Genomic DNA, 13,033 nt, shown 5'->3' with positions numbered 1-13,033 from the left:
GCGTCCGCACCACGGTTCAGAAGCCGAAGGACACCTGCGCCGGCGGCGGCGGGCCGACGCGCACGCCTTCCATGGCCAGCATCTTTTCCTTGGTGACGGAGCCGCCGGGCGCCGAGAAGCCGCCGATCTTGCCGCCGGCCGCCAGGATGCGGTGGCAGGGGATGACCAGCGGCACGGGGTTGGCGCCAAGGGCCGCTCCCGTCTCGCGCGGCAGGCCGGCATGGCCGGCGCGCTTGGCGAGTTCGCCATAGGTGGTTGTCTCGCCATAGCTGAGTTTGCGTGCCGCGTCATAGATGGCCAGGCGGAAATCGTCGACGCCGTCGAGATCGACCGGCACATTGGAGAAATCGACGTCCTCGCCCGCGGCGTAAGCCTTGATCGAGGCAATCAGCTCGACCACCCATGGCGGCTGCGCGGTGGAGGCGGAAACGCCGGCATGGCGCATCAGCCGCCGCTCCACTGATTCACGGCTGCGTTCGGGCAGGCAGAGCCGGATCAGGCCCTTTTCGCTCCAGGCGATGCCCATGAAACCGATCACTGTTTCTAACACTGCGTGGCCGGCTGTGATCGACGGTGTCGTTTCCATGATGCGCTCCTTTCCGCAAAGCGGCGAAATCCGGGATTCCTGCCAGTACATATCAGGAACAATATGGCATCACCGCCCGCGTCTCGCCACCCGAAAACCACCAGATGGCCCCGATTGCTACCCTGGAATCGCTGGTGTAAGGGATTTGTTAACACCCCGACGAACCGGACCCGAACGCGGCTTGCCAGCAAAACAAACCCTTATCGCGATTGGCGTGATCGTGGCGGCAGCCGGCATCAGCGGCTGCACCTCGACCTCGCAGATGAAGCCTGCGCCGTCCCTGACCGAAACCGCGACCGTTGCCGGCAGCGATGCCGGCTTCACCATACCGCTGCCGGAGACGGTTTCGGTGCTGCCGCAATCCTCGGGCATCGCCCCCATCCAGACCGCCGAATTGACGCCTGCGACCGCGCCGGCGCTTGATGCCGCCGCCCCACCGGCCGCGGCGACCGCCGCCTTTGCCGGCTCGACGCCGGCCGCACCCGCCGTGCCCGCCGTCATGACCGCCAATGCCTGGCAGGCGCCGCCACCGGCCAGAGCGGGCCAACCGGTCAAGGCGGCTCAGGCGGCCCAGACCTACACCACCGCCGGGCTCATCGTGCCGGCGGTCGCCGGCAGCGGCCGGAAACTGCCAGGGGTGCAGCAGGTCGCCTATGTCGTGCCGCAGAACCCGGCTTCCCTGGTGCAGTTTCCCTCGGCGCCGGTCGGTCCGGTGCAGGAAGAGCACACGGGCGTGCGCGGTGACGTCGACCGGCTGATCGACAAATACGCGGCCCTCTACCAGGTGCCGGTCGATCTGGTGCGCCATGTCGTCAACCGCGAGAGCACCTTCAACCCCAAGGCCTACAACAATGGCCATTGGGGGCTGATGCAGATCAAGCACGCGACGGCGCGCGGCATGGGCTATGACGGGCCGGCCAAGGGCCTGTTCGACGCCGAAACCAATCTGAAATACGCGGTCAAATATCTGCGTGGCGCCTGGCTGGTGGCGGGCGGCAACGCCAAGAAGGCCGACTGGCTCTACCAGACCGGCTATTATTTCGACGCCAAGCGCAAGGGCCTGCTCGAGGCCACCGGCCTCGGTGTCGACCGCAAGCGGCATCCGCAGCCCGACGCCTGAGCGCGATGCCTGAACCGCGCCCGCCGGCCCTCAACGACATCCGGCTGCGCAAGCTTCTCGACGAGACGCTCGTTGCACCGCACTGGCCCGATGGTTTTGCCATGCGTTGCTTCGAGCCAGGCGACGCACGACCCCTTCATGCGCTGCTGAGCGAGGTCTTCGACGACGGCACCGACGGCCCGTTCGACGAATGGTGGCCACGCATATCGGACGATTCCGAATTCGACCCGGCGCTGTGCTTCCTCGTCATCGACGCCAAGGGCCGGCTGGCGGCAGCGGCGCTGTGCTGGACGTCTGCTTTCGTCAAGGATCTCGCTGTTCACCCCGAGGCGCGCGGCAAGGGCATCGGCGAGGCGCTGATGTGGCAAGCCTTCGCCACCTTTCGCGACCGCGGTGCGGTCCATGTCGACCTGAAAACCAACACGGTCGAAAACGCTGCCGCCATCAGGCTCTACGAACGGCTCGGCATGTTCGAGGTCGATTGGTATAGTTGAAGGGTGACCGCGCGCCCCGGCGTCAGATATCCGGCGCGTTGCCGATCTTCTGCTTGATCTCCAGCGCCCAGGCGCGGCCTTCATCGCCGCCCCACAGCAGCCAGGCGATATGGCCGGCCGACGGGTTTGCCTCATTGCCGTAATTCCTGCCGCGCTTGTCGACCTCGTGGCGGGCGAAGTAGCTGACCATGCGGCGGATGGTTGACGGCGCGAGCTTTTCGCGGTTCTTCAGTTCGGTTGCCCGCGCGACACCGATCTCTGTGCCGCCACGGCCGAATTGCTCGCGCAGCCGCAAGCCCTTGGCGGCATTGTCGGCCACCACTTGCGGGCAGCGCAGGTCGATCTCGTCTGCTTCGTGCATTTCGTCCCCCAAGGCTCGCTTTACCTTGCCGTGAGAATGCCGGGAAGCCGGGGAGGTTCCTTTGCAATCAATCGTCGCGCGCCATCCGAAGAAATGTCGGGAACCGGTCGTCGCCAAACGTCCTTGGGTCGCAGAACAACAGCGCCGGGACGCCGGCGCGAACCCAGGGAGCCGATCATGATCACCTTTCCCAACGAATCCGCCAGATACCGCACCGCCCGCGAAAAGCTGCTGAAGAAGGAAATCGAGCTGCGCCGCGCCATGGAAGCCGTGGCCGAGGCGCGGCGCGCGCTGCCGCCGGGCGGGCTGATCCGCCAGGATTATGTCTTCGATGCGCTCGATGCCGACGGCAGGCCGGCCAAGACAAAATTGTCGGAACTGTTCGCGCCGGGCAAGGATAGTCTCATCCTCTACCAGATGATGTTTCCGCGCCATCCGCAGGAAACACGCGACGTGGCGACATCGGGCGGCACGGCCAGGCTCGCCCGGCCGGATCAGCCATGCCCGTCCTGCACGGCGCTGCTCGACCAGTGGGACGGCGCCGTCGGCCATCTCGAAGCCGCCGGCTTCAACTTTGCGGTGGTGGCGAAAACCCCTTTGGAAAACCTGGTCACGCTCGGCCGCGATCGCGGCTGGAAGAACATGCGGCTGGTGTCGTCGGCCGCCAACAGCTTCAAGCGCGACTACAATGCCGAGACGGCAGACGGCGCGCAGATCCCGCTTTTGTCGGTGTTTCACCGCGACGGCGACGGCATCAGGCATTTCTGGTCGTCCGAGCTCGGCTTCGCGCCGCCGGAGTCCGGCCAGGACCCGCGCGCCATCGGCACCTGCGAGATCCTGTGGAACCTGATGGATTTCACGCCGCAGGGCAGGCCGGATTGGCATGAGCAGCTGCAATATGGGTGTTGCCATTGAGGGGACCCGCCAGAGGATGCGAACGGTTCAAACCCAGCGCCCTACGGCGCCCCCCTCTGTCCTGCCGGACATCTCCCCTACGAGGGGGGAGATCGGCCGTCATTCGCGGCCTTCGCCAGTTTTCATCGTTGCAAAGAAGAGAGCCGGCGCCAAAGCTGCCAATCTCCCCTCTTGTGGGGGAGATGTCCGGCAGGACAGAGGGGGGCGCCGTAGAGCGCAACGTAAGCCACCCAATCGAGGAAGCGCCCATGCCCAGGATCGACCTCTCCGCCGTGCCCGTCCGCAAAGGCTCCGGCTATCCCGCGCCCTTCGACGCACCTTGCGCCACCCGCACGCGCCGGCGCCTGGGTGACGCCGGCGGGCTCGGCGATTTCGGCGTCAACCTGATGACGCTGCCGCCCGGCGGCTGGTCGAGCCAGCGCCACTGGCACAGCCATGAGGACGAACTCGTCTATGTGCTGGAGGGCGAGCTCGTGCTGGTCGAGGATGGCGGCGAGACGCTGCTCAAGGCGGGCGATAGTGCTGCCTTCGCCAAGAACAGCGGCAACGGCCATCACATGATCAACCGCTCGTCGGTCACGGCGCGCTATCTCGAAGTCGGCTCGCGCAATCCCGATGATGTCATCACCTGCTCCGACATCGACATGATGAGCCCGAGTTCGGATGGCCGGTTTCTGCACAAGGACGGCACGCCGTATCCGGGGCAGGGGTGAGCGCTGGCTCACCCTTCTCCCCTTGCGGGGTGAGAAGCGGTCCGCGTAGCGGACGAAAAGCCAATTGCTTGGCTTTTCGAGCTTCGAACGGTGAGAACCCGGTCCGCCTTCGGGCGGATTAAAAGGTCCAGTGGACCTTTTAAAGGGGTCGAACGCCCGAAGGGCTGGGAGCCATGCGAAGGGCCGGGGGTGGCCGATCCACCTGCCGGGTCCCCGCTGCTTCGCAGCGTCCCGGCGTTCGCCGGCCTTTCATCGTGCCACTGGCACGATGAATCGCTTCGCGAACCGGCTGCTCACCCCACAAGGGGAGAAGGAAGAACAGCGCTGGCGTTCGCCGGCCGGCCGGATAAGCTCCCTGCCAGCCAAGGGAGCATCACCATGAAGAAACAAGTCATCGAAGTGCCTGTCATGTCGGACAAGGTCCGCTCACTCGGCCTGCCCTGTTCGACGGCGGTGAAGGCCAATGGCTTCGTCTTCATCTCGGCGACGCCGCCGGTGGACATGGTGACCGGCGAGATGGTGCGCGGCGACATCGAAACGCAGACCGAGGCATCGCTGAAGGCGCTCAAACACTGCCTGGAGGCGGCCGGCACCTCGCTGGACAATGTGGTGATGGTGCGCATCTACGCCGTCAATTCCGGCTTCTACAACGCCATCAACCGGGTCTACGCGCGGTTTTTTTCGACCAACCCGCCGGCGCGGAGTTTCGTGCCGGTGGCGTCATGGCCGATGGAATTTGATATCGAGATCGAGTGTGTCGCGGTGGCGTGAGTCTACCTCCGCGAACCGGCATCCATGCTGGTTGTTTCCTGAAATTTTGGTCTGCAAAAAACGCCGCTTCATGCTGACGCGTGGTTTCCATTGAGCGGCGACTTCCGGACGACAATGCCGAGCGCTGGCGTTCAGCCTGGAGCGCGATAAGCTCGCGGCAACAACAGGGAGATCGTCATGACCAAGGAAATCGTCGAAGTGCCGGTGCTGTCGGCGGCGGTGCGCGCTCTCGGCGTGCCGTTGTCGCTGGTGACCAGGGCCGCCGGGCTGGTCTTCGTCTCCGGCATGCCACCGCTCGATCTTTTGACCGGCAAGCTGGTCAAGGGCGACATCGAGGTACAGACCGAGGCGTCGCTGAAGGCGTTGAAACACTGCCTGGAAGCGGCCGGCACCTCGCTGGACAATGTGGTGATGGTGCGCATCTACGCCGTCAATTCCGGCTTCTACGCCGCCATCAACCGGGTCTATGCCAGGTATTTCCCCGAAAACGCGCCATCGCGGACGTTTGTGCCGGTGGCGTCTTGGCCGATGGAGTTCGATATCGAGATTGAGTGCGTGGCGGTGGGGTGAGGAGACTCTTCGTTCTCTGGTGGAAAAAGGTGTTACCGAACTGATGGCGAAGGGACATTGGATGGATCGCCAGCGTCCCACTTTGTAGGCACCACGCCGCCCCCACTTCACTCGCCCCTTCTACGAGGGTGTCATATCGGAACTACACACGGGTTGTCATGAAACTAAGGCAGATGATTTCTGATATCATTGTAGAGTTGACACGGCTTCAAGGCGCAGTTCTGCCTCCTTGGAGGGATGATGATGATTTTCCGTTTCCTCGAATGATTGCCGTAGATGGAGAACGGACTCTTTACGTCTCGAGAAAGATAGATAATCTGATCGACCTAGTGTCTCTCCAAATACATGCAAGTGAACACGAACTGGGCAAGCGTGTAGGAACTGACGAGCTGCGTTCGATCGTTCGAAGGGCGTTCGGACCTGCCTTGGCAGCGATCGATCTGGATCACGATATTGCTGAAAACGCCGACATTACGCTTTCCAGCGTTCGGACGTTCATTGAGCAGTCTATCGATCGTGGAAAATTACGACAGGAGCATTGCTTTGGCTGCACGCTGTTCAACAGGTTATCCTTCTCTGCCTTTGTGATAGGTTCCGTCCGCTTCGAGGCGCGTAGAGAATGGCTAAAGAGAAAGATGGTCGAAGGTGACATAAGCTTGGTTACTTATCGGCGTATCGAAAAGATTTGGTCCGGAAGTAACATGAGAGCTCGAAAACCCAGTTTTGAAAGCATGGGTGAGCAGGATATCATTGATGCCGTTGGTGATTGTCCGTATGTATGCAGCGTCACAACGGACGGCTACGCCTTGGGACTAGGGCGCGAGAAGGCACTTATCGCTGCCCGACTGGCTCTCACTTCGATTGCGCTTCTGTGGCAAACACCCTCGAGAAGACTTGACGGCTTTAATTTAGCCTATGATCGTGAAGTTCAATTCCAAGTTGCGATGACGTTCCATGAAAGAAATATCCTTACAAGCCGGACGAAGATCCACCTGACGGTTGATGGTGATTTCAACGGAGAAAAATGGGATGCACTAATTTCCGAGAGCAAGAACTATTTTTCGATTGTTACAGAGATAACTGACTACAGCCTGTCGTTCGCGGAAGTATCACGTACAAATCTCATGCGTACGCTGTTCCACGCCCTACTTTGGTTTCATGAAGGATGTCGGGATCGCTCTCCACTAATTGCTATTGTAAAATTCGCAGCGACGATGGATGCTCTTGCCTGTGGGGGGAAGGAGAATGGGATTCTGAGCTTGTTCGATGCTCGCCTTGGTTTGAAGGGTGATGCTCGTGTATTCTCGGATGGAACGACATTGAAGAGCGCAGTATCGGTTATTTATGGTTACGGACGAAGCCGCACGATTCACGGTAACAATGAGAGAATTGGAACAGATTGGAGCAACAATTCTGCCCGCGCCGAACAGTTGGCGCGTCTATGCCTGATCCATTGTATAGAATGGGCTGCCGAAAATCGTAAGATTGATGACCCAAAATTGATGTCAAAGATGGCTTGAAACTAGAGTGCTGTCAGCTTCGTTTCAATGATGAGTTGACGCCAAGCTGAAGCGCCCGTCATCCGTCTTGGCGTCGGTCCACCTTCACTGCAAAGAGAGAAGGTGAGGGATCTTAAGCAAAATACTCCTGCAGCGGCCTGACTTCCAGGCTGCCCGCCTTCAGCGCCGCGATCGCCTCGGCCACCGCGGCTGCACCCGACAGTGTCGTGTAATACGGCACCTTCTGCATCAGCGTCGCCCGGCGCAGTGACTTCGAGTCCGACACCGCCTTCTGGCCGTCCGTGGTGTTGAAGACGATCTGGACCTGGCGGTTGCGGATGGCGTCTTCGATGTGGGGGCGGCCTTCGAGGACCTTGTTGATCTTTTCGGCCACCACGCCGTTTTCGGCGAGAAAGCGCTGCGTGCCTGAGGTCGCCAGCACCTTGAAGCCGAGGCCGGCCAGGCGCTTGACCGCCGGCAATATGCCTTTCTTGTCCTCGTCGCGCACCGAGACGAACAGCGTGCCGGAGCGCGGCAGGTCGACGCCGGCGCCGAGCTGGCTCTTGGCGAAGGCGAGCGCAAAATCGCGGTCAAGGCCCATGACCTCGCCGGTCGAGCGCATTTCCGGTCCGAGCAATATGTCGACGCCGGGGAAGCGGGCGAAGGGGAAGACGGCTTCCTTGACCGCGATGTGGCCGGGATTTCTGGGGTCGGGCATGGCGCCGTAATGGGCGAAGGCGTCTTCCAGCGTCTCGCCGGCCATGATGCGGGCGGCGATTTTCGCGATGGGACGACCGATGGTCTTGGCGACGAAGGGGACCGTGCGTGACGCGCGCGGGTTGACCTCCAGCACATAGACCGTGCCGTCCTTGATCGCGTACTGCACGTTCATCAAGCCGCCGACATTGAGCGCGCGGGCGAGGGCCGCCGTCTGGCGCTCCAGCTCGTCGACCAGCTCCGAAGGCAGCGAGTGCACGGGCAGCGAGCACGCGCTGTCGCCCGAATGGATGCCGGCCTCCTCGATGTGCTCGAGAATGCCGGAGACGAAGGTCGCCTTGCCGTCGCAGAGGCAGTCGACATCGACCTCGATGGCGCCCGAGAGATAGGTGTCGAACAGCAGCGGGTTCTTGCCCAACAGCGTGTTGATCTGGCCGGTCTTGTCGTTGGGGTATTTCTGCTTGATGTCCTCCGGCACCAGGCCGGGCACGGTGTCGAGCAGGTAGCTCTGCAGCATGCTCTCGTCATGGATGATCTGCATGGCGCGGCCGCCCAGCACATAGGACGGGCGCACCACCAGCGGGAAGCCGAGCTCGCCGGCGACGAGGCGGGCCTGCTCGACCGAATAGGCGATGCCGTTCTTCGGCTGGCTGAGGCCGAGCTTGTGCAGGAGCTTCTGGAAGCGGTCGCGGTCTTCGGCCAGATCGATCATGTCGGGCGAGGTGCCGAGGATCGGGATGCCGGCCTTCTCCAGCGCGTCGGCCAGCTTCAGCGGCGTCTGGCCGCCGAACTGGACGATGACGCCCAACAGTTCGCCCGAGGCCTGCTCGGCGCGCAGGATCTCCAGCACGTCCTCCGCCGTCAGCGGATCGAAATAGAGCCGGTCCGACGTGTCGTAGTCGGTCGAGACCGTCTCCGGGTTGCAGTTGATCATGATCGCTTCATAGCCGGCATCGCGCAGTGCGAAGGCAGCATGGCAGCAGCAATAGTCGAACTCGATGCCCTGGCCGATGCGGTTCGGGCCGCCGCCGAGGATGACGACCTTCTTGCGCGACGAGACCTGTGCCTCGTTGGCGAGCGCACCGGCAAACGGCACTTCATAGGTCGAGTACATGTAGGCGGTGGGCGAGGCGAACTCGGCGGCACACGTGTCGATGCGCTTGTAGACGGGATGAACGTCGAGTTTTTCGCGGATCTTCGTGACCACTTCGGCGTCGGTCCTGGTCAGCGACGCCAGGCGGGCGTCGGAGAAACCCATGGCCTTCAGCATGCGCAGATTGACGGCATCCTGCGGAATGCCGTGCTCGCGGATGCGGGCTTCCATGGCCAGGATGCCGGCGATCTGTTCGAGGAACCACGGGTCGATCTTGCACATTGCGTGCACGTCTTCCAGCGAGGTGCCCATGCGGATCGCCTGCGCCACCATGCGCAGCCTGTCGGGCGTCGGCGTGCCGAGCGCGGCACGGATGGCGTTGCGGTCGTCGGCGTGGTTGGCAACCGTCGCCCCGTGGCCGAGGCCGGGGATTTCGATCTCGTCGAGGCCGGTGAGGCCGGTTTCCAGGCCACGCAGCGCCTTCTGCAGCGATTCCTGGAAAGTGCGGCCGATGGCCATGACTTCGCCGACCGACTTCATGGCTGTCGTCAGCACCGGCTCGGCGCCGGGGAATTTTTCGAAGGCAAAGCGCGGGATTTTGGTGACGACGTAGTCGATCGACGGCTCGAACGAGGCGGGCGTCGCGCCGCCGGTGATGTCGTTCTCCAACTCGTCCAGCGTGTAGCCGACGGCAAGCTTGGCGGCGATCTTGGCGATGGGGAAGCCGGTCGCCTTGGAGGCGAGTGCGGAGGAGCGCGAGACGCGCGGGTTCATCTCGATGACGACGAGGCGGCCATCGGCCGGGTTGACGGCGAACTGCACGTTGGAGCCGCCGGTCTCGACGCCGATCTCACGCAGCACCGCGATCGAGGCGTTGCGCATCATCTGGTATTCTTTGTCCGTGAGGGTCAGCGCCGGGGCGACGGTGATCGAGTCACCCGTATGCACGCCCATCGGGTCGATGTTTTCGATCGAGCAGACGATGATGCAATTGTCCGCCTTGTCGCGGACGACCTCCATCTCATACTCCTTCCAGCCGAGCACGCTCTCCTCGATCAGCACTTCGGTGGTCGGCGAGGCGTCGAGGCCGGACTGGACGATGTCGTAGAATTCGGCCCTGTTGTAGGCGATGCCGCCGCCTGTGCCGCCCATGGTGAAGGAGGGGCGGATGATGGCGGGCAGGCCGACATGGTCGAGCGCCTGGGCGGCGATCGCCATGGCATGGCTGATATAGCGCTGCTTGCGGTCGCCTTCGCCGAGGTTCCAGCGGGTTTCCAGCGCGTCGAGTTCGGCGTCGAGATTGTCAGGCTTCTCGGCCTTGAGTGCGGCGCGCTCCGCCTCGTGCGTCTTGCGGTCGGCGTTCTTGACGTCGGTGGCGTTGGCCAGCATCGACTTCGGCGTTTCCAGCCCGATCTTGCTCATCGCCTCGCGGAACAGCGCGCGGTCCTCGGCCTTGTCGATGGCCGTGGCGTCGGCGCCGATCATCTCGACATTGTAGCGGTCGAGCACGCCCATGCGGCGCAGCGACAAAGCGGTGTTGAGCGCGGTCTGGCCGCCCATGGTCGGCAGCAGCGCGTCCGGCCGCTCCTTGGCGATGATCTTGGCGACCACCTCCGGCGTGATCGGTTCGATATAGGTGGCGTCGGCCAGTTCCGGGTCGGTCATGATGGTGGCCGGGTTGGAATTGACCAGGATGACGCGGAAGCCTTCCTCCTTCAGCGCCTTGCAGGCCTGGGTTCCGGAATAGTCGAACTCGCAGGCCTGGCCAATGACGATGGGGCCGGCCCCGATGATCAGGATCGACTTGATGTCGGTGCGTCTTGGCATGTCATAGGTCCGTTCGGCGGGCGGCTTGCACAAAAAACCGGGACGGGAAGACCCGGCCGGTTGTGCTCGCGATTCTGGTATCAGGCTAGGTGGGCCTTATAGGGAAGAGTTTTGGCGGATGTAACCCCGAAAATGCGGGATTGGGGAGTAGGAAATAGGCAGTAGGGATTGGGCAGTAGGCAGTAGGGCTTTTCAAGCGCCTTGGACGTACGCCCCTACTGCCTATTCCCTACTGCCCAATCCCTAACGTCCAAACGCCACCGTGTCGGTGATCTCGAAGCGTTCGGAGACGCCGATGCGGATCATGCTCAGGCTGCCCTCGCGGGTGAAGCGGAAATCGCTCTCGCCGTCCGAGCCGGCCGGCAGGCCGGCATAGAAGGAGATGAGGCGCGTGCCGCCGTCGGGCCAGGTCACGGTGATATCGGCCTTGTCGGCGCCCTTGTGCACGATGGCTGCCGCGCAACGCTGCATCGGCTGGCCGACATAGCGGGCGCAGGGGATTTCGACGCCACCGCCCTGGGCAAGGGAGGTCGGCTGCAGCGGCAGTTCGGCAACGGTCTGCGTGTCGACGGCGGGCGCAGCGCCGTCAGGACGCGGCGTGGGAACGGGAAGCGATCCCGCCGCCGAGCCGCTATCGGCGGCCGCATCCTGGGCGAGGGCGGGGATTTCTCCAGTCGACGGGGTTTCGTTCGCCGCCAGCGCCAGGCCGTAAGCGTCCTGCATGGCGATTTCGGCGGTTGACTTGACCGGGGCTTCCGGCGTGACGGGATGGGCCGCGCCGCCGAGCCGCGCCGTCAGGTCGGGCTGTGCCGCCGGCGGCGGCGTTGCCGCATCGGGCGCCGCGCCTGCGTCCGCCGCCTGGTCGAGGGGCACCGTCGCCGGGTTGAAGGGAACGAGGTAGCGCGCCGGGGCCCAGCCGCTGGCTTTGGGATTGTCAGACTCGACCTTGCACCAGGGGTGTCCGTCAATGTCGTTGCAGCCGAGGTTCCTGACGCTGGCGCCGGCGGCCAGACGCGCCTCGGTCTTGCCCATCGCCGATGGCTTGGCGCGGATATTGAGCAGGTCGTCAGGCGCGAGACCGGTGACGACGGAGATGAAGGGCGTCTCTTCGGCATGGGCCGGGACAACGGCAACAAGCGCCGTCAGCAGCGACGGAGCGGCCATCAGCGCCAAGAGCGTTGTCCGCAGCGTAATTCGGCGCCTCGTCATGTCGGCGATCAATTGCATTCCCAAAGGCACCGCCCGAACCCAAAACGCTGCCGCACGCGAAGCCGGTTTTATAAGCGACGCTGCGCCGCCGTGTCTACAAGCGAGATGTCTACGCCTTGAGTGTGGCCGCGAAGGCGTTTCAGCCGGCCCTCAGCCGGGGAGCTGCATGCAAGGCATTCCGCTTGGGGCACGAGCTTCGTTCAGCCCGGCATGAAGCAAGCTTCAGCCCGGCATGAAGCAAGCTTCAGCCCGGCATGAAGCCGGTCTTGAGCCCGTGAGCCCATTCCGGCCTTCCCGCCTGTTCGGCCTGTCGTGCCGCCGCTTCGTGATCGTAGTCGACGGCGATCGTCTCGAAACGATCGGGCCGACCGGCGCCGCCCAAGGTGACGATGCCGTAGCGCGCATGCGGCGAGCCCTGTTCGGAAACATGTGCCGGCGGGGTGGAATCGTCATAGGCGGGGCAGCCGATGCTGCCCGGATTGAAGATGACGGGACCGTCGGGGATGCGGATCAGTTCCGGGCGGTGGCTGTGGCCGCACAGCGCGATGCGGCAGGCTGGATCGAGCGCCTTCAGCCGGCGCCTGATCGCCGCCAGCGGCGCGCGCACCAGCTGGCCATCGACGATCGCGTCGAGCAGGTATTTCTCGTCATGGTCGGGTCGGGCATGGAAGGCGACGATGCCGGGCGCGATCTCCAGCGTCAGCGGCTGGGCGGACAGCACCTGGCGCTGCGCCTGCGTCAGGCGCTCCTGCGCATAGACGTCGGACGCCCACATGGTCTCATCGGCCGGATCGATCGCGACGCGGCGGTCATGGTTGCCGCGCACCGTCGGCAGGTTCAGCGCTTCCAGGCGCTCAAACGTCTCGCGCGGCCAGAGCGGCCCGGAAACGCTGTCGCCGAGATTGACGGTGAGCTCAGCGCCGCCGCGACGCGCCAAATCCTCCAGCACCGCATCGAGCGCCAGGACGTTGCCGTGGATATCGGCGAGGACGGCTATGCGCATGCGGCGGGCTCCCATGGTGCGGCCCCATCGGGACTCCGGCCCGTCTTCGTTATCAAGCCGCCGCCTTTCTAATCAAGTCCCCACCTTTTGGGGCAGCCGGAACCACCGCGCAGCCCGCCCATGGCTATCGCGAGGCAGCATTCCATCTGCTACCA

General features: G+C 63.6%; 12 protein-coding genes and 1 pseudogene. 8 read left to right on the top strand and 5 right to left on the bottom strand.

From position 1 onward, the window contains the following. Window positions 1-16: 16 nt before the first annotated feature. Window positions 17-586: a methylated-DNA--[protein]-cysteine S-methyltransferase gene (locus MAFF_RS11055; protein WP_010910989.1), complete on the bottom strand. Its 570-nt coding sequence runs from the start codon at window positions 584-586 to the stop codon at window positions 17-19. 181 nt (window positions 587-767) lie between these two features. Here MAFF_RS11055 and MAFF_RS11050 point away from each other — a divergent pair, with 181 nt between their 5' ends. Next, a complete protein-coding gene (locus MAFF_RS11050; RefSeq protein WP_080511837.1) occupies window positions 768-1,706 on the top strand; it encodes a lytic transglycosylase domain-containing protein in 939 nt (312 codons plus the stop codon). A gap of 5 nt (window positions 1,707-1,711) precedes the next feature. Further along, a complete protein-coding gene (locus tag MAFF_RS11045) occupies window positions 1,712-2,200 on the top strand; it encodes a GNAT family N-acetyltransferase (protein ID WP_010910987.1) in 489 nt (162 codons plus the stop codon). A 22-nt stretch (window positions 2,201-2,222) separates the two neighbouring features. Here the strand turns inward: MAFF_RS11045 and MAFF_RS11040 are convergent, their stop codons facing one another. After that, complete coding sequence (locus MAFF_RS11040; RefSeq protein WP_044548249.1) at window positions 2,223-2,561, bottom strand: hypothetical protein; 339 nt, start codon at window positions 2,559-2,561, stop codon at window positions 2,223-2,225. A gap of 177 nt (window positions 2,562-2,738) precedes the next feature. On the opposite strand from MAFF_RS11040, the gene MAFF_RS11035 reads away from it, so the two are divergent. The 6 genes and pseudogenes from MAFF_RS11035 (at window position 2,739) to MAFF_RS11015 (ending at window position 7,050) form a co-directional block, all read left to right on the top strand. After that, window positions 2,739-3,476 carry a DUF899 family protein gene (locus MAFF_RS11035; protein ID WP_044548248.1) on the top strand — a complete coding sequence of 246 codons (738 nt, stop codon included), beginning with the start codon at window positions 2,739-2,741 and terminating at the stop codon, window positions 3,474-3,476. Beyond that, a pseudogene (locus MAFF_RS41420) lies at window positions 3,460-3,682 on the top strand (precorrin-3B synthase); the annotation flags it as partial. The gene MAFF_RS11035 and the pseudogene MAFF_RS41420, both read left to right, overlap by 17 nt. A 42-nt stretch (window positions 3,683-3,724) precedes the next feature. Further along, window positions 3,725-4,189, top strand: coding sequence for a cupin domain-containing protein (locus tag MAFF_RS11030; protein ID WP_044548247.1), 465 nt, complete (start codon window positions 3,725-3,727; stop codon window positions 4,187-4,189). Between the two features lie 378 nt (window positions 4,190-4,567). Then, entirely contained in the window at window positions 4,568-4,960 is a 393-nt protein-coding gene (locus MAFF_RS11025; RefSeq protein WP_010910984.1) for a RidA family protein, read from the top strand. A gap of 177 nt (window positions 4,961-5,137) precedes the next feature. Further along, window positions 5,138-5,530, top strand: a complete 393-nt coding sequence (locus MAFF_RS11020; RefSeq protein ID WP_010910983.1) for a RidA family protein — start codon at window positions 5,138-5,140, stop codon at window positions 5,528-5,530. A gap of 173 nt (window positions 5,531-5,703) precedes the next feature. After that, complete coding sequence (locus MAFF_RS11015) at window positions 5,704-7,050, top strand: hypothetical protein (RefSeq protein WP_157865973.1); 1,347 nt, start codon at window positions 5,704-5,706, stop codon at window positions 7,048-7,050. A gap of 112 nt (window positions 7,051-7,162) precedes the next feature. Here MAFF_RS11015 and carB read toward each other — a convergent pair whose 3' ends face one another. The 3 genes from carB to MAFF_RS11000 all read right to left on the bottom strand — a co-directional run bounded on the left by carB (window position 7,163) and on the right by MAFF_RS11000 (window position 12,878). Further along, on the bottom strand, window positions 7,163-10,666 hold the full coding sequence (carB, locus tag MAFF_RS11010) for a carbamoyl-phosphate synthase large subunit (protein WP_010910981.1): 3,504 nt from the start codon (window positions 10,664-10,666) through the stop codon (window positions 7,163-7,165). A 243-nt stretch (window positions 10,667-10,909) separates the two neighbouring features. Further along, the gene (locus tag MAFF_RS11005) at window positions 10,910-11,875 is read right to left on the bottom strand and encodes an SH3 domain-containing protein (RefSeq protein ID WP_044550807.1); all 966 of its coding nucleotides are present in this window, start codon (window positions 11,873-11,875) and stop codon (window positions 10,910-10,912) included. Window positions 11,876-12,119: 244 nt separating this feature from the next. Then, window positions 12,120-12,878: a metallophosphoesterase family protein gene (locus tag MAFF_RS11000; protein WP_010910979.1), complete on the bottom strand. Its 759-nt coding sequence runs from the start codon at window positions 12,876-12,878 to the stop codon at window positions 12,120-12,122. Window positions 12,879-13,033: the final 155 nt, after the last annotated feature.

The organism is Mesorhizobium japonicum MAFF 303099 (genome assembly GCF_000009625.1).
Classification (GTDB): Bacteria; Pseudomonadota; Alphaproteobacteria; order Rhizobiales; family Rhizobiaceae; genus Mesorhizobium; species Mesorhizobium japonicum.
The sequence above is the reverse complement of the archived record's forward strand: the minus strand, read 5'-3'. Positions and strand labels throughout refer to the sequence as shown.

Excerpts from the sequence above, each read along its gene's own strand:
- MAFF_RS11025 (WP_010910984.1), top strand. The coding sequence starts at position 4,568 with ATGAAGAAACAAGTCATCGAAGTGCCTGTCATGTCGGACAAGGTCCGC.
- MAFF_RS11035 (WP_044548248.1), top strand. The coding sequence starts at position 2,739 with ATGATCACCTTTCCCAACGAATCCGCCAGATACCGCACCGCCCGCGAA.
- MAFF_RS11030 (WP_044548247.1), top strand. The coding sequence starts at position 3,725 with ATGCCCAGGATCGACCTCTCCGCCGTGCCCGTCCGCAAAGGCTCCGGC.
- carB (WP_010910981.1), bottom strand. The coding sequence starts at position 10,666 with ATGCCAAGACGCACCGACATCAAGTCGATCCTGATCATCGGGGCCGGC.
- MAFF_RS11040 (WP_044548249.1), bottom strand. The coding sequence starts at position 2,561 with ATGCACGAAGCAGACGAGATCGACCTGCGCTGCCCGCAAGTGGTGGCC.
- MAFF_RS11015 (WP_157865973.1), top strand. The coding sequence starts at position 5,704 with ATGATTTCTGATATCATTGTAGAGTTGACACGGCTTCAAGGCGCAGTT.
- MAFF_RS11000 (WP_010910979.1), bottom strand. The coding sequence starts at position 12,878 with ATGCGCATAGCCGTCCTCGCCGATATCCACGGCAACGTCCTGGCGCTC.
- MAFF_RS11020 (WP_010910983.1), top strand. The coding sequence starts at position 5,138 with ATGACCAAGGAAATCGTCGAAGTGCCGGTGCTGTCGGCGGCGGTGCGC.
- MAFF_RS11055 (WP_010910989.1), bottom strand. The coding sequence starts at position 586 with ATGGAAACGACACCGTCGATCACAGCCGGCCACGCAGTGTTAGAAACA.
- MAFF_RS11045 (WP_010910987.1), top strand. The coding sequence starts at position 1,712 with ATGCCTGAACCGCGCCCGCCGGCCCTCAACGACATCCGGCTGCGCAAG.
- MAFF_RS11005 (WP_044550807.1), bottom strand. The coding sequence starts at position 11,875 with ATGACGAGGCGCCGAATTACGCTGCGGACAACGCTCTTGGCGCTGATG.